The sequence below is a fragment of the Halomonas chromatireducens genome (assembly GCF_001545155.1).
Lineage (GTDB): Bacteria > Pseudomonadota > Gammaproteobacteria > Pseudomonadales > Halomonadaceae > Halomonas > Halomonas chromatireducens.
The window spans coordinates 1900546-1918555 of sequence record NZ_CP014226.1 but is presented as its reverse complement, the minus strand read 5'-3'; the positions used below and the strand labels follow the sequence as shown (position 1 = coordinate 1918555).

Genomic DNA, 18010 nt, shown 5'->3' with positions numbered 1-18010 from the left:
CGACAGCGATCCTCTCGGCCAAGGGAAATAAGCATTTGTTGGAGTATCTTCAGATCACGACTGGAGGCGCAGGCCTCCCGGCGGTGTTGCCAATGGGCGCGGTTGTTGCCAACTCCGGCAGCCTCCGCCAAGGCGCCTAGCGGCGCCAGTCGCGCTGGGAACTCGGAGCGCCGAACCGAGCGCTCCAACAGCGATCCTCTCGACCAAAAGAGAGATAAGCGTTTGTTGGAGAACCTTTAGATCACGACTCTTTTTTTCGGATCCCTTTCCCCGCCAGGCGGTCCCGGTCGTGGGGACGGTCGAGCTCGAGCAGCGGGCCTGCCGGCACGATGCGCGTCGGGTTGATGGTGTCGTGGCTGTAGTAGTAGTGGCGCTTGATATGGCCGAAGTCCACCGTGTCGGCGATACCCGGCCACTGGTAGAGCTCGCGCAGGTAGTTCGAGAGATTCGGGTAGTCCTCGATGCGGCGCAGGTTGCACTTGAAGTGGCCGTGATAGACGGCATCGAAGCGTACCAGGGTGGTAAACAGGCGAATATCGGCCTCGGTGAGCCATTCGCCAGCCAGGTAGCGATTCTCGGCAAGTCTCTCCTCCATGCGATCCAGCGACTCGAACAGCGCCAGCACGTGCTTCTCGTACACGGCCTGCTCGGTGGCAAAGCCCGACTTGTAGACACCGTTATTGATATGGTCATAGACATCGTCGTTGACCGCATCGATGGTCTCGCGCAAGTTGGCCGGGTAGAAATCCAGGCGGTTGCCGGTCAAATCATCGAAGGCACCGTTAAACATGCGCAGCAGCTCGGCGGATTCATTTTTGACGATGCGCCCTTCCCGCTTGTCCCAAAGCGCCGGCACCGTCACCCGCCCGGTGTAGCGAGAATCGGTCATTGTATAGAGCTGATGGTGATAGGAGCCGCCGTTGACGGAGTCGCCGCTCGAACCTTCCTGCTCATCATAGGTCCAGCCCTGGTCCAGCATCAGGGGGCTGACATAGGACATGCCGATCAGCGAATCCAGCCCCTTGAGCTTGCGCAGGATCAGGGTACGGTGGGCCCAGGGACAGGCCAGTGACACATAAAGATGATAGCGCCCTGCCTCGGCGGGAAGCCCCGGCTGCCCGTCGGGTCCCGCATCGCCATCCGCCGTGACCCAATCACGAAGCTTGGCGGATTCCCTGACGAACTCGCCGCCATGCTTCTTGGTGTCGTACCACTGGTCTTGCCACTTGCCGTCGATCAACAGCCCCATGATGAGCTCCCGGTCAGATGATGTGTCTGCCATCAGATTAAGCCGATTTCCTCGGCGCTCAAGTGCAGTTTTTGGCCGCATCAATACGACTAAATCGAATGAACCTCTCCGCTACTACCGGGACATTCACTGGCAACCGCCCCATGAAGCACTTCGGCCATGGCATGGGTCGCCGGCCCGGCACGATCCCGGTCGCGAAAAATCAATTGAACGGGAATTTCTCGAACGCCACCGGCGGCCAGGGGCAGCGCCTTCACCTTGCCCGCCGCCATATCGTGCATAATGCGTGTGTCGGGCAACCAGGCGAAACCCAGGCCGCGCCGCACCATGTCGATCGAGGTTTCGAGATGACTAACGGTCCAGCGCTGCTCGGCCTTGAGCCAGCCGGCATCCATCGACTGGCGAAGCGCCGAGTCGCGCACCACCAGTTGGCGGTGGCGCAGCAGGTCACGCAGGTCGAGCTGTCGATCCAGCAAATGCAGTGGATGTTCCGGGTGGGCCACGGCGATGAAGCGCACCGGGGCAAGCAGTTCGCCAAGAAACCCCTGTGCGGCGAGTCCGGAAACAACCAGGTCAGCGCGGCCGTCGTAGAGCATCTCGATACCCCCGTTGAGTACCGTCTCATGCAATTGAACCCGCACATGGGGATAGGCGGCAGAGAAGCGTCGCAGCGCCACAGCCAGGGCCTGGGGAGGAAATATCTGGTCGACTGCCAGTACCACTTCCGCCTCAAGACCTTCCGCCAGCCGCCCTGCCACATCCTCCAGCGCCTCGGCGCTCTCGATCAGCTGTCGCGCTCGGCGCAGCAGCATTTCACCGGCTTCAGTGAGCCTCACTTGGCGCCCTACCGGCTCGAGAACCTGTACACCAAGCTGCTGCTCCAGCTTATGCACCGCATGATTGAGCGTCGACGGGCTCTTGTGTACCACTTCGGCAGCTCGCGCAAACCCACCGTGGTCCACTACCGCCGCCAGCATCTGCCATTGGGCCAGAGTAACGCGGGACATTTCGATATCCTCGAATGAATGCGGCAAAACTATGCGCTTAATTTTCGAAACAAGCGGCTTAAAATGCCAGCTATATACTGACACTGGAGCCACTTCCATGGCCGCTCCCCTCGAGAACCGTACCATCGCCAACCTGATTCACAGCCATCCCAGCCAGGACGGCGATGGGGTCAAGATACAGCGCATCCACGATTTCGGTGGCGGCATCGACCCTTTCCTCATGCTCGATGAATTGGGCTCCGACAGCCCAGACGACTATATTGGCGGCTTCCCCCCTCACCCCCATCGCGGCATCCAGACCCTGACCTATATCCTCCATGGGGGGCTGACCCATGGGGATCATCTCGACCATACGAGCACCATTCGCGCCGGCGATGCCCAGTGGATGCATACCGGGCGGGGTATCGTGCATTCAGAAATGCCACTGACCGACAGCCAGGGCCTGCACGGCTTCCAGCTCTGGCTCAACCTGGCCGCCAGGGACAAGCTCAGTCCGGCCACTTACCGGGACGTTCGTAGTGACGAAATGCCGCATCTCCAGGGCGATCGGGCTGAACTGATTGCGCTGGGAGGCCGCTGGCAAAACGAAGGCGGCAATGCCGTGGAAGGACCGCTTGACTCCCTGGCAGGCAAGGGTGCCGTGGGCCATGCCCGACTCTCTGCCGGAGGCACGCTGAGCCTGATCATGGCCGACGAAACCCTGGCGGTCTATGTCTTCGAGGGTGAGCTCATGATCGACGGAGAGGCCGTAGGGGCAGGACAACTGGCACGCCTCGGCAACGGGCAGCGGCTGGCTCTGCGGAGCGAGGGAGGCGCTCAGTGCCTGATCCTGGCCGGCACGCCCCACCGCGAACCCATCGTCCACTATGGTCCCTTCGTGATGAATCATCCCCACGAGATCGAGCAGGCCCTGGCGGACTACCGCGATGGCACCTTCACCGCATCCTGATGCAGCAGAGCCCTCCAGCTTCATTCGCTCAGCTTGAACGCTAGCCGGACAGGGCTTGTGTTTTCTGCCCCGTTACCGTTCAATGGAAATGTTGAGGAACGGTGTTCGAAAATAGAGACATGACCCGGGAGAACGTCAGAATTCTCCCGGGGTGGTCATAACTGTATATTCTTACAGTCTAGGCATGCCATATATCATGGGTTAAGGTTCCCATGCCTTTTTATATTCATGTCACTTATTTATATGGCCAAACACCATGTTGCGAATCCTTCATTCGCTGCCCCGCACGCATAAGCTATTACTGTTACCCGTTGCCACCATGGTCACAGTGCTGGGCGCACACAAGATTGTCACTCTCGTCGAGAACACACAGCGACAGGGCCAGATACCCGAAACCGTACTCTATCCGATGTCGCCCGAAGCCCAACCCGGCCTCCCCTCGCTCAGCAGCGACCGCTACTCGGTAGCCGATGCCATCGAAGTCGCTACCCAGGCCATCGACGCTACCCGCGGTTACATCCCACTTTCCCAGTTGAAACCCACCGAGATCATCGATCTCAACGGTGATGCACTGGCCGGCATCCCCAAAGCCCAGGGCGCCCCCGAACTTATTGCCTCGCCGCCGAAGGCCGAACTGGACGAGGCGGTCGCCGCCACCACGCAGGAAGCCCCCAGCGTCGAACTGGTCACCGCTCTGGACTCCGGCGCACTGCACATGGCCATGGTCATCGGCACCCTGGCCAGCGGCATGCTGGACGATACCTACACCGATGACGAAGCGCTGGCCGCCGACGCCACCTCTTACGAAGAGTATGACGACGCGGAGCTGGCGTTCTTCGAGGATGGACCCATCGTCTTCGATCACGAAATGGCCGCCGACGAGCCCTTCGTGCCCGAGTGGCGGACCTATACCGTGCAGCAGGGCGACACCTTTGCCGTGCTGGCCCAGAATGAGCTGGGCCTCGGCTACAGCGAAGCAATCCGCCTGCTGGAAAGCCTGCCGGACCAGCGAATCCTGACCCACTGGCGGGCCGGCAACACCTTCGAGTACCAGTTGGATGAGCAGGATCGGCTGATGTCCATGCGGGTCATGAAGAATGCCCGCGAAGGCTTTCTGTTGGAACGCGAAGAGGAAGGCTTCGATGTAGCCACCATCGAGCGGGCCGGCGAGGCCACACAGCGACTGTTCGCCGGCAGCGTCAGCGGCAGCTTTGCCCGCTCCGCCCAGGCCACCGGCCTCTCCAGTACCGAAGTCGCCCAGATCTCACGGTTGCTGGAGAAGAAGCTCGACTTCCGGCGAGACACCCGTCGCGGTGACGAGTTCCAGGTGCTGATGGAGTCCGACATCATCGACGGTGCCAGCTTCGACTCCCGCATACTGGCGATCCAGTATGAGGGCGCGCGCATGGACCTCACCCTGGTGCGTAACAGCGCCGACAACAATTACTATACCCCCGATGGCCAGAGCCTCGACCCCGCCTTCAGCCGCTACCCCTTCGAGGGCAGCTACCGCATGAGCTCCAGCTTCAACCCGCGGCGCACTCACCCGGTCACCGGGCGGGTCAGCCCCCATCGGGGCACAGACTGGGCCATGCCGGTGGGCACGCCGGTCCAGGCGCCGGCCGACGGTCGCGTCGAGAAGGTCGGCAATCACCCGGTGGCAGGTCGCTACCTAGTGGTTCGTCATGACAACGGCTACCGGACCCGCTACCTGCACCTGTCGCGCCCGCTGGTAAGCCGCGGCGACCGGGTGACGATGGGCGAGCGCATCGCACTGTCGGGTAATACCGGCCGCAGCACCGGCCCTCACCTGCACTATGAGGTCATCGTCAACAACACCGCCGTCGACGCCATGAAGGTGGAGCTGCCGGAAAGCCAGAGCCTCGAGGGAGAGCGCCTGATGGCCTTCCAGCAGGAAGCCGAACCGCTGCTGGCCGTCCTGCGCTCCGGGGAAACCGGCACCGTGGTCGCTCAGGCGCAGGACAGCGACGCCGACTGAGGCGAAACGCCTCCGCCCTATCCGACGCCCCGCCGACCGGTGGGGCGTCGGCTCGTTCAGGATAGACCTGACTGACCAGAATGGACGCTGGCGCAGGCCCCTCTTCCGGAGACGCCGCTTGTCCTCGTCATACTCGCGCAACCCAATTCCGGCCCCGCCCCCCGCAGGCAATCGCCTGAGCACCTTCTTTGGCGTGTTCCGCTACAGCCGCCGTGCGCTGGCCCTGGTGTGGCAGACCTCACGGCCGCTCACGGTGGGCCTGGCCGTCTGCACTCTGGTGGCGGGAATATTGCCGGCCGTTGCCGCCTGGATCGGCCAGCTTATCGTCGACTCGGTCGTCGACGCCATGGCCCACCACCGCGACACCGGCGAGGTCGAGTGGTGGCCGGTGCTGCGCTACGTACTGGCGGAAGCCGGCGTCATCGCCGCCATCGCCATGGCCCAGCGCGGGCTCTCGGGTCAGCAGTCGTTGCTGCGTGCCCTGCTTGGCCAAAAGGTCAATGTGATGATCCTGGAGAAGGCGGGCACCCTGTCGCTTGCCCAGTTCGAGGACTCCGAGTTCTACGACAAGCTGACACGGGCCCGGCGCGAGGCCTCCATTCGTCCACTCGGCCTGGTCAACAAGACCTTTTCTTTGATGCAGAACGCCATCTCCCTGGCGAGTTTCGGCGTGCTGCTGGTGCAGTTTTCGCCCTGGGCGATCCTGATCCTGCTTGTCGGCGCCTTGCCGGTCTTCGCCTCGGAGGCAAAGTTTTCCGGCGACGCCTTCCGGCTGTTTCGCTGGCGATCGCCCCAGACCCGAATGCAGATGTACCTCGAGACTGTCCTGGCCCGCGAGGACAGCATCAAGGAGGTCAAGCTCTTCGGGCTGGAGCCACTGCTGCTCGATCGCTACCGCAGGATCTTCGGCACGCTCTACGGCGAGGACCGCCGCCTGACGATACGCCGGGAGACCTGGGGCTTTCTGCTCGGCCTGCTGGGCACGGCCGCCTTCTACGGCGCCTACGCCTGGGTGGTGGTGGAAACGGTCACCGGCCAGCTCACCCTGGGCGAGATGACCATGTACCTGATGGTCTTCAAGCAGGGCCAGGCGGCGCTGTCGGCCAGCCTCACCTCGATCAGCGGCATGTACGAGGACAATCTCTACCTGTCTAACCTCTACGAGTACCTGGAGCAGCCGGTGGCCGCCGAGCAAGGCGCCTTGACCGAGGGAGTGACTCCCGGCGACGGGATCCGCTTCGAGAGCGTCAGCTTCACCTACCCCGGCGCCGACAAGCCGGCGCTGACCCGCATCTCGCTGCACGTCACGCCCGGCGGCAGCCTGGCCCTGGTCGGTGCCAACGGCTCCGGCAAGACGACCCTGATCAAATTGCTGACCCGACTCTACGAACCCAGTGAAGGGCGAATCCTGCTCGACGGCAGCGACCTGCGCGACTGGGACGTCCAGACCCTGCGCCGGCGCATCGGCGTGATCTTCCAGGACTTCGTGCGCTACCAGATGAAGGTGGGCGAGAACCTAGGCGCCGGCGACGTGGCCTCCTTCGAGGACGAGGCCCGCTGGGAACAGGCGGCCCGACGCGGGCTTGCCGAGGGGTTCATCAATGAGATGCCGGCGGGATACCACACCCAGCTCGGGCGCTGGTTCAAGGGTGGCCAGGAGCTCTCCGGCGGCCAGTGGCAGAAGATCGCCCTCTCCAGGGCCTATATGCGCGAGAGCGCCGACATTCTGGTGCTGGACGAGCCCACCGCCGCCATGGATGCCGCCGCCGAGGCCGCCGTCTACGACGACTTCCGCGAACACAGCCGGGACAAGATGACCATTCTCATCTCTCACCGCTTCTCCACCGTGCGCGCCGCCGACCACATCCTGGTCATCGACGGTGGCGAGATCATCGAGCAGGGCAACCACGAGTCGCTGATGGCCGCCAACGGCCGCTATGCCCGGCTGTTCCGCCTTCAGGCCAAGGGCTATCGCTGAGGATGCACTTTCCATCCGCGAGTCGTTTTTACGATAACGGCCGATCCAGCGCCTGCAGCAGCGCAGCGTCGCGCTCGTAGATATCGGGTCGAAAGGCCAGTTGGCCATCCTCGGACGGATGCACGGTCCAGTAGTGCAGGATCACCGGCATGCGCTTCGCAAGCCGCACGTTGCGGGTCTCCCCGCGGTCGATCTGCGCCCGCACATCGTGACCGCTGTCGGTGTCGTCGAACAGCAGCTGAGCGAACTCGCCGATATTCTCCACCCGAATGCAGCCGGAACTGGCGGCGCGCTGCTCCCGCGAAAAGAGGCCTTGGGATGGCGTATCGTGCAGATAGACCATATGGTCATTGGGAAAACGGATCACCACCTGGCCCAACGCATTATGCGGCCCGGGAGCCTGGCGTAGCACCACATTACCCGGACGCGACCAGTCGATCTCCCAGGGATCCAGCGGTTCACCGGACGGGCTCAGTACCTGGATTCGCTCACGCCACAGGTAGCCCAGGTCTTGGCGAACGGCGGGCAGCACGTCTTCACGCAGGATCGTCGGGGGAATCGTCCAGGTCGGGTTGACCGTCATGTGGGTGATTTCGGAACGCAGCGACGGTGTGCGTCGATAGGGTCGCCCCACCACGATGCGCGAACGCCAGATTTCACCATTGGGGCGGATGTAGCTGAGCCGATAGCCGGCGATATCCACCAGCACGAAGGATTCCGGCAGGCCATGCAACAGCCAGCGGGCGCGCTCCATGTTCAGGCGAATCTGATCGATGCGGTCCTCCACCGGCACGTTCAGAGCGGCCAGAGTCTGGGCACCGACGATGCCATCCACCTCCAGCAGATGGCGCCGCTGGAAGCGACGCACGGCCGCCTCGAGCTTGGCGTCATAGCGCCGCGGGTCGGTCCCATCCAGCACGGCCCCCGGGAAGGCCTCGATGGCAGCAGCCATGAGCTCGACCTCGCCCATGATGGCCAGGCGCTCCCGCAGCAGTACGACATCGTCGTCGATATCGCCCGGGCGCAGAGCCCGCTCGCGTGCAGGCAGGCTTTCCCATCCGCCCAGTCGCTCCAGCGTTCGATACCGGGCCAGGCCAGCGCGAAGGCGCTCATAGGGCGCGTAGGCGGGACGCGCCTCGGAAAAGGCCTGCTCGAAGCGCTGGGCATCCACCGCACGGGAGATGGCCGCAGGGTCCAGCTCGGCATCCACGATGGGAATCTCCCAATCGGGATCAATACTGCGTGGATCCACCTTGCCCCGCTGCAGATGCGTGAGTGCCGTCAGCAGCATCTGGCTGGCATGCAGGTCGAATCGCGCCTGTCTCTCGATGCCCCCATCGTTGCCCGCATCGTTCCCCCCATCGCTATCCCCTTCGGCATAGGCCTGGCGATGGGCAGCCACCAGGTTATCAGCCTGATAGTCCTGGGGCGTGAGGCCATCGCTATCCAGCGTATGCAGCGCCGCGGCAAAGGCCGCCACCGTCTCGCCATCCTGCCAGGCCGGGCGATGGCCGCGAGCGTCGTAGAAGGCCTGCAGGGCATCCTCCTCACCATCGACCAGACGGGTGATGGCTTGCGCGACATCACCGGCACCCTCCCTGGCGTTCGTCGGCGCCTCGACCTGGCCGCCTGACGCCATTCCTGACACAAGAGCCAGTACAAACCCGATCGTGACAAATACCCGCATGATGCACCCCTGATCCGTTGATAGACGCCCTGGCCTTCCTGGCCCATGCCTTCATAATAGTGTCTTTATCCGGAGCTCACGGATGCTGGCTCCGTACCCTCTGCCCGGGTCATGTCGCCGATGGCATTGCGCGACAGGACCCGACGAGTTGCATACAGGCTTGCCATGACTCGACACCCCACGCTATCACGACTCTCCTGCACCGCGCTTGCCACCCTGCTTTTCGCCGCGCCTGTCGCTCAGGCCGGCGGTTTCCTGGCCCAGGCCCTGCTCACCGACCCGCAGTACGAGGCTCCCCTTGGGTTTACCCTGACCCGGCTGGCGCCAGACGCCGATCCCCATGTGCTTCGCCTCGCCGCCAGTGCCCTGGCCTGCGCCGAACCGAATGCCGAGCGCCTGGCGGTGATCGATTTTTCCCGCCCTTCGACAGAGCCACGCCTGTGGGTCTTTGACCTTGCTGAGTCGCGGCTGTTGTTCGAAGAACTGGTCTCTCACGGCCAGGGCACGGGGGATGCCATGGCCGAGGTCTTTTCCAATGTCTACGGCAGCCACCAGTCGAGCCTGGGCCTGTTTCGCACCATGAACAGCTACTACGGCCGCAACGGTTATTCGCTGCGCCTTGAAGGCCTTGAGGAAGGCATCAATGACCTCGCCTACCAGCGCGCCATCGTCATCCACGGCGCCGACTACGTCAGCGAGGCCTTCATCGAGAAGACCGGCCGGCTGGGGCGCAGCCAGGGCTGCCCCGCCGTGCGGCAGGAAATCACCTACCCGTTGATCGACAGCATCAAGGAGGACCAGTACCTCTTCGCCTACTACCCCGACTCGGAGTGGCTGGAGAGCTCCGCCTTTTTGGCCTGTCAGAATGATAGCCAGCAGCTGGCCATGAACTGACCGCCATTGCCCCCTACGGCTGCCATCGCTTGCACAGGCCTCCGATGGCACCATTGCGGGGCATTTCCCCTTTCGCACTGCACCACACTTTCTCTTCGACTACCGTTCCCGCCGCTGCCGCAAAGCTATATTTACCCATTAAACAAATGAAATAAAAAGAAAAATAAAACAATGGCAAGCTGATTGCTTGATGCAAATCAAAGAGTGGTAGGCGTGGACCAGGCTCTCCGGGGTACGAGTGCGTCGAACCAGACCTTCAACGATGAAGGGCTCGTTCTCCGTAATCGCTACCCATCAAGCGCGAGGCCTGACCCATGGAAATCCTCAACAAGGCCAACAGGATTCGCCTGTTGAACTTCAGTACCCCGCAGATGCGGGCGTTTCACTTCTCGTGGTTCGCCTTCCATATCTGTTTCTTCGGCTGGTTCGGTATTGCCCCGCTGATGGCGGTGGTCCGTGAAGATCTCTCCCTCACCCAGACCCAGATCGGCAACACCATTATCGCCTCGGTTGCCATCACCGTGATCGTGCGCTTGTTGATCGGCGTGCTATGCGACCGCATCGGGCCGCGCAAGGCCTACTCCGGCCTGCTGATCCTGGGCTCGATTCCGGTGATGGGTATCGGCTTCGCCAACAGTTTCGAGACCTTTCTGCTGGCGCGCCTGGCGATCGGTGCCATCGGCGCCTCCTTCGTCATCACCCAGTACCACACCACCATGATGTTCGCGCCCAACGTGGTCGGCACCGCCAACGCTACCAGCGCCGGCTGGGGCAACCTGGGTGGCGGTACCACCCAGATCCTGATGCCGCTGATCTTCTCGGGCCTGCTGATGCTCGGTGTCAGCGAGACGCTTGGCTGGCGCCTGGCCATGGTGGTGCCCGGCGTGGTGCTGTTCGTCACCGGAATCTGTTATTACCGCTTTACCCAGGATGCGCCCAACGGCAACTTCGAGGACCTGCGCGCCCGGGGCGAGCTTCCCCAGGCCAACGGCGACAGCGGTGCCGGCAAGACCTTCCTGGCGGCCGCCAAGGACATCCGCGTATGGGCACTGTTCGTGGTCTACGCCATCTGCTTCGGCGTCGAGTTGACCATCAACAACATTGCCGCCATCTACTTCTTCGATCACTTCGACCTGACGCTGGCCACCGCCGGCATGATCGCCGGGCTGTTCGGGCTGATGAACGTATTCGCCCGCACCATGGGCGGCATCTTCTCCGATCTGTTCGCCAGGAACGGCGGTCTCAAGGGCAGAGTACGCTGGCTGTTCATCGCCCTGATCTGTGAAGGCCTCGCCCTGGTCGCCTTCTCGCAGATGCATGTCCTCTCCTACGCCATCGGCATCATGCTGGTATTCAGCCTCTTCGTGCAGATGGCCGAGGGTGCGACCTATGGCGTGGTGCCCTTCATCAACAAGAAGGCTCTGGGCGCGGTGGCCGGCATCGTCGGTGCCGGCGGCAACGTGGGCGCCGTGGCGGCTGCCTTCCTGTTCCGTTCGGAAGCGATCACCTATCAACAAGGGTTGTTCTACCTGGGCCTGACCGTGCTGGTGCTGGCCTCCTGCGCCCTTCTGGTGCGCTTCTCCCCGGAGACGGAGGCCGAGGAGGCCAAGGCCTACCAGGATGCCGTGGGCGAAGACACCGGCGCCGGTGCCCTGTCGCTACGCTGAGCCATCGGCACCACACAGCTGGGGACTCGCCCCACCCGGCCGTCGCTTGCGGAGCGGCGCGGCAAACACGCCATCACCGGCACTGCTAGGGCCGAGGCCAGACCTCACCTGCTGCTGGCAACCTTCGACCTACCGTCACCTTCACGTGGCGGTAGGCCTTTTGGCAGCGACTCAGCCTCCTTCAGCATCAGAGATACCCGCCAAGCATCAGAAGTGCGCTCCAGCCAGCATGCTGATCCAGCCGGCCAGACGCTTGTGCCAGGGGCGGCTCTCCCAGCGCTCAAGTTCATAGCGTTCGGCGTGGCGGATATCCGCCTCGATCAGCTCACGGATATCCCGGGCAAAACCCTCATCGAAGACATTCAGGTTGCCCTCGGCATTGATGCGAAAGGAGCGGTTATCGAGGTTGGTGGAACCGATGCTGGCCCAGCGATCGTCAATGCTGACCAACTTGGCATGGTACATCGAGGGTTGGTACTCATAGATTGCTACACCCGACTCGAGCATCGGCCGCCAGCGGTTGACCGAGGCGTGGCGCACGAAGCCCTTATCGATACTGTCACCGGGCACCAGGATATTGACTTCGACGCCACGATCGCGAGCGTCGATCAGCGCCTCGAGAAACTCGGCGTCGGGATAAAAATAGGCCGTGCCAAGAGAGATATGCTGCTCGGCCGTGGCAATCGCCACCATCAGCATCTTGCGCATACGATGGCGACCTTCGCGAGGTGCGCTTGTCACCATCTGCGCCTCCAGTTCGCCCTGCGCCTCCAGTTCAGGAAAGTAGACATCGCCCAGCAGAAGCCGGCCACTGGCATCCAGCCAGGTATCGACGAAGGCGGCTTGCATGTTGCCCACCACCGGTCCCTCGACGCGAAAATGGTGATCGCGATAGGCCTGGCCGTCTTCGTCGGGCAACCAGCGGTCGGTGATATTGGCGCCGCCGATGAAACCGGTCCGACCATCCACCACCAGCAGTTTACGGTGGGTGCGGTGATTGAAACGCGCCAGCTGATACCAGGAAGGTTTACGCCAGCGGATCATCTCGACGCCTGCATCCAGCATGCGCTCGAATTTATCCGCCTCTGCGTCTACGGAGCCGTAATAGTCAATCAGTGCATGTACCGAGACGCCACGCTCGGCTGCCGCCACCAGGGCCTCGACGAAGGGGCCGGCGGCCTTCTCGCCCCAGAACTCGAAGGTCTCGAAGGTAATCGATACCTCGGCGGCATCGATGGACTCGAGCTTGTCGGCGTAGATCGCCTCACCGTCCTCGAGCATCGCGATGCGGTTACCGGCTACCAACGGCTGTTCGAAGATCAGGTTCATGCTGCGCTGGAAGTCCGCATCGCCGGTAGTAAAGTCCACTGCCACGGTTTCGAGCAGCCGCTTGGGCTTGGGCGTGGCGTTGTAGAGCAGTACGCTACCCACGCTGAAGATCACAGCTACCACCACCGCCGTATAGGCGACGATGCGAGTACGACGTTTCACAGACGGGCTCCCTGCCTCATGAGATTGCCTCAATAATTGCAGGCACCCAGGGAGAATGCGAGGGTTTCGGCGCCCCCGGATCAGTCTCTACCGAACAGGTTCTTCTGCACTTCCCTGAGATGCTCCTCGAGCAACGCCCTAGCCGTGTCCTCATCGCGATCACGCAGTGCCGCGACAATGGCACGATGCTGCATCTCGTAGCGCTTGCGCCGCTCCGGGGTCAACGAGACTCGCTTCAGACGGCCCCACTCCCCCTCCTCACGCACCACGTTGGTCAGTTCAAGAATACGCAGGAAGAAGCTGTTGTGAGTAGCTTCGGCAAACGCCTGGTGTAGTGCCCCATCCCAGTGCTCGAACTCCTCGATAGCCGTGGCGGCTTCCGAGCGGACGATGCACTCATCCATCCGCTCAAAGTCGGATGCGGTAGCGTAGCGCACGATTAGTGCCACCATCTGCGGCTCAATCAGCAGCCGCGCCTCCATCAGTTGTGCCGGACTGGTCTGGATAGCCACTGAACGAGCCTCAGTCGGTGGCTCATCGCGTGGCACAACCAGCTCACCGACCCTTTCCGAGACGAAGGTGCCACTGCCCACGACCTGGGTGATCAACCCCAGCTGCTTGAAGTTGCCAAGCACCCGCCTGACCGCGCCACGCGATGCGGCAAAGCGCTCACTGAGCTCACGCTCTGTTGGCAAGCGGTGTCCCGCGGGGAAACTGCCACTCTCGATTTGCTGCTGCAGATAGCGAGCCAGGGATCGCGCACCGTCAGCACGCACCGCCTTGCCCAGGGTCTTGTCACTCACAGGCTGTCCTTCATGTCGCGCCATTCCGATTACCAATGTAGAGAAAACTATACCATTTGGTCTCACTATTCAAAAATTACCCTTGAATTGGTACTTCACAAGTTCTAATCTCGGTAAATGCGGGACCAAAATAAACCTATGGAGAACCAAGCCAGATGAAATTCGCCACACTCCGCTCCGGCCCCGATCAGGCGACATTTGTCGCCCTGATCGATGGGCACACCCAGCGCTACTGGCCGCTGTCCGAGCTGATACCCAACTTCGATGGGGACATGAATCAGCTAGTGCAGGCATGGGACGACCTCAGGGAGAGGATCCAGCTACACGACGACGGCAGGCCGCTCGACGAGGTACGCGTCGAGGCGCCCATACACCCCCACCGCAACATGTTCTGCGTCGGCAAGAACTACTTCGAACATGCGGCCGAGTTCAGCAACTCCGGGTTCGACAGCAGTACCAGCGCCGACGATGTAGTACCAAAACACCCGATCATTTTCACTAAGGCTTACAACACCCTGATCGCCAACGGCGATGAAATCCCGCGCCACGCCGCGGTGACCGAGCAGCTCGACTATGAAGCCGAGTTTGCCATCATCATTGGCAAAGGAGGGCGAGGCATCAGCAAGGCTCAGGCCTTCGATCACGTCTGGGGCTATACCGTCGTCAATGACGTCACCGCCCGGGACCTACAGAAGAATCACAAGCAGTGGCATCTGGCCAAATCGCTGGATGGCTTCTGCCCGATGGGGCCCTGGATCACCACCGCCGATGAGATCGATCCCGCCGATGCCAGCATCAAGTGCTGGGTTAACGGCGAACTACGCCAGAATTCCAATATCGGTCAGTTGATCTTCGACATTCCCACCCTGATCGAAACCATCTCCGCTGGCATCGAACTCAAGCCGGGGGACGTGATCATCACCGGCACCCCGGTGGGGGTCGGCATCGGCTTCAACCCTCCCAGGTTCCTGCAGACTGGCGATGTGGTACGCATTGAGGTCGAGGGAATGGGGATACTCGAGAACCGAGTTGGCCAGTAACCTTCCCTCTGGTATACGCACCGGGTCAACAATATTTCACAACAACACCAGGAGCACACCATGTTCACGCAACCACCCGTACTCAAGACGCTATCAGCCGCCGTGCTGGTCGCCGCCGGCGGCCTTGCCGCAAACCATGTCCTGGCCGAGGACTTCTACGAGGGCAAGACCATCCAGATGGTCGTCCCCTTCGGCGAAGGTGGTGCCACCTATGTCGCCGCCAAATTCCTCGAGCCGTTCCTCGAGAAGCACCTGCCCGGCAACCCTCGCGTTAATGTGCAGACCCGCCCCGGGGGCGGCTCAATCCTCGGCGCCAACTGGTTCGCACAGAACGCCGAGCCGGACGGCGAAACGATCCTGTTCACCACCTCGTCCACGTCCAACCCCTATGTGTTGGGCATGGACGCTGTGGAGTATGACCTCGCCGCCATGCGCCCGGCCTATAGCCTGCCCTTCGGTGCGGTAATCTACGTCTCGCCACGGACCGGGATCGACTCGCCTGCGGGTCTCAAGGAACCCGACATGCCCCTGATCTATGGTGGCATCGCCGCAGCGGCCAGCGACCTCCCCACGCTGCTGGCCTTCGAGTTGCTCGACCTCGATATCCAGACGGTGCTCGGCTTCGATGGCCGCGGCCCGGCCCGCCTGTCTTTCGAGCGCGGCGAAACCAATATCGACTTCCAGTTCACACCGGCCTATATGTCACAGGTGGTCGACATGGTTGAGGCTGGCAGCGCGGTACCCATTATGACCGGCGGCTCGGTCGGAGAAGACGGTGTACTCAGCGCACGGGACGCGGCCTTCCCGGATTACCCCTCGGTCTACGAAGTCTATGAGGAGCTGTACGGTGAAGCCCCCTCCGGCGTGGAGTGGGACGCTTTCCAGTCGATCGGTGCCGTGACTTTCAACTATGGCCTCACTGCCTACCTGCCGGAGGGTACACCGGACGAGATTCTTGAAATTTTCGAACAAACGATTGCCGCCATCAACGGCGACCCCGAGTATCAGGAACGGAGCGTGAACGCCGTGGGCGGCTATTCCCTGCTGCCGGCCTCGGATGTCACCGAGTCGCTCAGCGAGGCGCTTCAACCTTCTGATGAGGTACGCGAGCACCTGCGCACGCTGCTCTCGGAAAAGTACGACGTCGATCTCTGACACCAACCGCCATGCCGCGGCCAGCCACCCGCCCCGCGAGTGGCCCTGGCCGCGTTTTTTTGACCCCCGCATAGGACATGTCTTGTGCTAGAGAACATTACAACGGCTCTGGGGCTACTGTTCGAACCTATACGCCTGCTGGCGCTGTTCGCCGGCATGCTGGCCGGCATGGTGTTCGGAATGCTCCCGGGGCTAGGCGGCGTCGCTGCCGTATCGATCCTGCTGCCGTTTATCTACCTCATGGACAGCTACTCGGGGCTGGCCATGCTGCTGGGTGCCATCTCGGTGATCTATACTGCCGACACCATCACCTCAGTACTGCTGGGTGCTCCGGGCTCACCGGCCTCAGCGCCCACAGCCATCGAGGGGCATGCGCTGGCCAAGCAGGGCAAGGCCTCGCTGGCACTGGGTGTGGGCTTTCTGGCATCGATGGTCGGCGGCCTGTTCGGCGCCCTGATCCTCTCCGTGGCAATCCCGATTGCCGGCCCACTGGTGCTGGCACTAGGTACGCCGGAGCTGTTCATGTTCGCCCTGGTAGGGCTCTGCTTTGCCGCAAGCATGGTCGGCAAGGATATTGTCGTGGGTCTCGCCGCGGCCTGCTTCGGTATCCTGCTGGGCGTGGTAGGCGCAGCTCCTGCCGCGGCCAACTACCGCTTCATCTTCGGCCAATCCTATCTGATGGACGGCCTGTCGCTGCCAATCGTCGCACTGGGGCTGTTTGCAGTGGCTGAGCTGATCGGCATGGTCGCTGCCGGCGGCGGTATCGCCGGCAAACCCATGACCATGGGCAAGTGGGGCGAGAGTTTCAGGGAGTTCTGGCGCAGCCGCTGGCTGATCGTGCGCTCGTCGATCATCGGTATCTTCGGCGGCTTCGTACCGGCCGTTGGCGCCAGCGCCTCAACCTGGATCGCCTACGGACACGCCATGAGTTCGACCAAGGACAAGCGGCGCTTCGGCAAGGGAGAAATACGTGGGGTCGCCGGCGCCGAGGGCGCCAACAACGCCACCGTGATCTCCGATCTGGTGCCGACGATGCTGTTCAGCGTGCCCGGCGGGCCTGCCGCGGCCATCTTCCTCGGCGCACTGTTCTCGTTCGGCTTCTATCCCGGGCCGAGGATGGTCAGCGAAACGCCGGACCTGATGTACATGATCGTGTGGAGCGTGGCGCTCGCCTCGGTGATGGGTGCCGCGCTGTGCTTTGCCGTGACGCCCTATCTGGCCCGACTGACGCGCATCAACTTCGCACTGATCGCCGCACCTTTGCTGTTGATCATGGTAGCCGGCGCCTATCAGGGTACCCAGACCTTCGGTGACATTCTCGCCCTGCTGGTGCTGGGGGTGATCGGCTGGCTTATGAAAAATGCCGGCTGGCCGCGGGCACCGGTCCTAGTGGGCTTCGTGCTGGCCACGCCCATGGAGCAGTACTTCTGGCTAACCACGCAGATTCACGGCTTCACCTGGCTGACCCGGCCAGGCGTGCTGATCATCGCATCGCTGATTGTCGTCCCCATGCTGCTCGGCCTGGTGCGCAAGTGGCGCGCCAGGCAGACAACGGCGCCCGCCGACTCGACCGGCCCAGCGAGTCATACCACGAGCGACGATGAAGCGCCCCGCGATACTGCCGTTCTGCTGCTCGCCTCGTCGCTGCTGCTGGTCACCTTCGCCTATGCCTTCTACGAGATGCTGGGCTTTCGAAGCAATGCCCGGCTGATGCCGGCGCTGGGAATCGTACCGGGGCTGCTGCTGAGCGTGTATATCCTTGGCCGGCAGCTCTATCGGCTGCGTCGGCAAGGGCGGATCATTCATCTTGGCTCGCGTCAGGAGCTGCCGGTCTTGGCGGGCATTCTCGCCTATGGCGTGGCGATATGGCTGGTCGGCTTCAGTCTGGCCACCCCGCTGCTGCTGGCCTGGTTGCTATTGATATGTGCCAGGATGCGCCTGGCCAGCGCGGCACTCTACGGCGCCATCGTGTATGCCACCGCCCAGGGGATGTTCGCACTGATGCGTCTTACCCCTCCATCGGGCATCTGGTTCAGCTTGCCGATGCCATGGTGAGCTCGCGCCACCTCATGCATGCTGGACAAGGCAGCA

Annotated in this window: 13 protein-coding genes; 8 read left to right on the top strand and 5 right to left on the bottom strand. The window is 62.5% G+C overall.

The genetic code is table 11. From position 1 onward, the window contains the following. Positions 1-241 precede the first annotated feature (241 nt). Positions 242-1249, bottom strand: coding sequence for a glutathione S-transferase family protein (locus tag LOKO_RS08850; protein ID WP_066447871.1), 1008 nt, complete (start codon positions 1247-1249; stop codon positions 242-244). 89 nt (positions 1250-1338) lie between these two features. Next, positions 1339-2256, bottom strand: a complete 918-nt coding sequence (locus tag LOKO_RS08845) for a LysR family transcriptional regulator (RefSeq protein WP_066447868.1) — start codon at positions 2254-2256, stop codon at positions 1339-1341. A 97-nt stretch (positions 2257-2353) separates the two neighbouring features. Here LOKO_RS08845 and LOKO_RS08840 point away from each other — a divergent pair, with 97 nt between their 5' ends. From LOKO_RS08840 to LOKO_RS08830, 3 genes are all read left to right on the top strand, one after another. Further along, positions 2354-3205 (top strand): pirin family protein, encoded by an 852-nt coding sequence (locus LOKO_RS08840; RefSeq protein WP_066447865.1) that lies wholly within the window; start codon positions 2354-2356, stop codon positions 3203-3205. A gap of 256 nt (positions 3206-3461) precedes the next feature. Beyond that, entirely contained in the window at positions 3462-5204 is a 1743-nt protein-coding gene (locus LOKO_RS08835; RefSeq protein ID WP_066447862.1) for a peptidoglycan DD-metalloendopeptidase family protein, read from the top strand. Positions 5205-5322: 118 nt separating this feature from the next. After that, on the top strand, positions 5323-7182 hold the full coding sequence (locus tag LOKO_RS08830) for an ABC transporter ATP-binding protein (protein ID WP_083517515.1): 1860 nt from the start codon (positions 5323-5325) through the stop codon (positions 7180-7182). Between the two features lie 28 nt (positions 7183-7210). Here LOKO_RS08830 and LOKO_RS08825 read toward each other — a convergent pair whose 3' ends face one another. Beyond that, positions 7211-8821 carry a L,D-transpeptidase family protein gene (locus LOKO_RS08825; RefSeq protein WP_083517514.1) on the bottom strand — a complete coding sequence of 537 codons (1611 nt, stop codon included), beginning with the start codon at positions 8819-8821 and terminating at the stop codon, positions 7211-7213. Between the two features lie 213 nt (positions 8822-9034). Here LOKO_RS08825 and LOKO_RS08820 point away from each other — a divergent pair, with 213 nt between their 5' ends. Further along, positions 9035-9763, top strand: a complete 729-nt coding sequence (locus LOKO_RS08820; RefSeq protein ID WP_066447858.1) for a murein L,D-transpeptidase catalytic domain family protein — start codon at positions 9035-9037, stop codon at positions 9761-9763. 314 nt (positions 9764-10077) lie between these two features. Beyond that, positions 10078-11430 carry a NarK family nitrate/nitrite MFS transporter gene (locus LOKO_RS08815; protein WP_066447855.1) on the top strand — a complete coding sequence of 451 codons (1353 nt, stop codon included), beginning with the start codon at positions 10078-10080 and terminating at the stop codon, positions 11428-11430. A 207-nt stretch (positions 11431-11637) separates the two neighbouring features. Here the strand turns inward: LOKO_RS08815 and LOKO_RS08810 are convergent, their stop codons facing one another. Next, entirely contained in the window at positions 11638-12921 is a 1284-nt protein-coding gene (locus LOKO_RS08810) for a phospholipase D-like domain-containing protein (RefSeq protein WP_066447853.1), read from the bottom strand. Positions 12922-13001: 80 nt separating this feature from the next. Then, positions 13002-13724 carry a FadR/GntR family transcriptional regulator gene (locus tag LOKO_RS08805; protein ID WP_235588984.1) on the bottom strand — a complete coding sequence of 241 codons (723 nt, stop codon included), beginning with the start codon at positions 13722-13724 and terminating at the stop codon, positions 13002-13004. A gap of 155 nt (positions 13725-13879) precedes the next feature. Here LOKO_RS08805 and LOKO_RS08800 point away from each other — a divergent pair, with 155 nt between their 5' ends. From LOKO_RS08800 to LOKO_RS08790, 3 genes are all read left to right on the top strand, one after another. Further along, the gene (locus tag LOKO_RS08800; protein WP_066447847.1) at positions 13880-14764 is read left to right on the top strand and encodes a fumarylacetoacetate hydrolase family protein; all 885 of its coding nucleotides are present in this window, start codon (positions 13880-13882) and stop codon (positions 14762-14764) included. A 60-nt stretch (positions 14765-14824) separates the two neighbouring features. Then, entirely contained in the window at positions 14825-15919 is a 1095-nt protein-coding gene (locus LOKO_RS08795; RefSeq protein WP_066447844.1) for a Bug family tripartite tricarboxylate transporter substrate binding protein, read from the top strand. Between the two features lie 84 nt (positions 15920-16003). After that, complete coding sequence (locus tag LOKO_RS08790) at positions 16004-17974, top strand: tripartite tricarboxylate transporter permease (protein WP_066447840.1); 1971 nt, start codon at positions 16004-16006, stop codon at positions 17972-17974. The last annotated feature ends 36 nt before the right edge of the window (positions 17975-18010 follow it).

What these genes read in the sequence shown, in the direction of transcription:
- LOKO_RS08850 (WP_066447871.1), bottom strand. Translation starts at nt 1,249, where the DNA reads ATGGGGCTGTTGATCGACGGCAAGTGGCAAGACCAGTGGTACGACACC.
- LOKO_RS08845 (WP_066447868.1), bottom strand. Translation starts at nt 2,256, where the DNA reads ATGTCCCGCGTTACTCTGGCCCAATGGCAGATGCTGGCGGCGGTAGTG.
- LOKO_RS08840 (WP_066447865.1), top strand. Translation starts at nt 2,354, where the DNA reads ATGGCCGCTCCCCTCGAGAACCGTACCATCGCCAACCTGATTCACAGC.
- LOKO_RS08835 (WP_066447862.1), top strand. Translation starts at nt 3,462, where the DNA reads ATGTTGCGAATCCTTCATTCGCTGCCCCGCACGCATAAGCTATTACTG.
- LOKO_RS08825 (WP_083517514.1), bottom strand. Translation starts at nt 8,821, where the DNA reads ATGGCGTCAGGCGGCCAGGTCGAGGCGCCGACGAACGCCAGGGAGGGT.
- LOKO_RS08820 (WP_066447858.1), top strand. Translation starts at nt 9,035, where the DNA reads ATGACTCGACACCCCACGCTATCACGACTCTCCTGCACCGCGCTTGCC.
- LOKO_RS08815 (WP_066447855.1), top strand. Translation starts at nt 10,078, where the DNA reads ATGGAAATCCTCAACAAGGCCAACAGGATTCGCCTGTTGAACTTCAGT.
- LOKO_RS08800 (WP_066447847.1), top strand. Translation starts at nt 13,880, where the DNA reads ATGAAATTCGCCACACTCCGCTCCGGCCCCGATCAGGCGACATTTGTC.
- LOKO_RS08795 (WP_066447844.1), top strand. Translation starts at nt 14,825, where the DNA reads ATGTTCACGCAACCACCCGTACTCAAGACGCTATCAGCCGCCGTGCTG.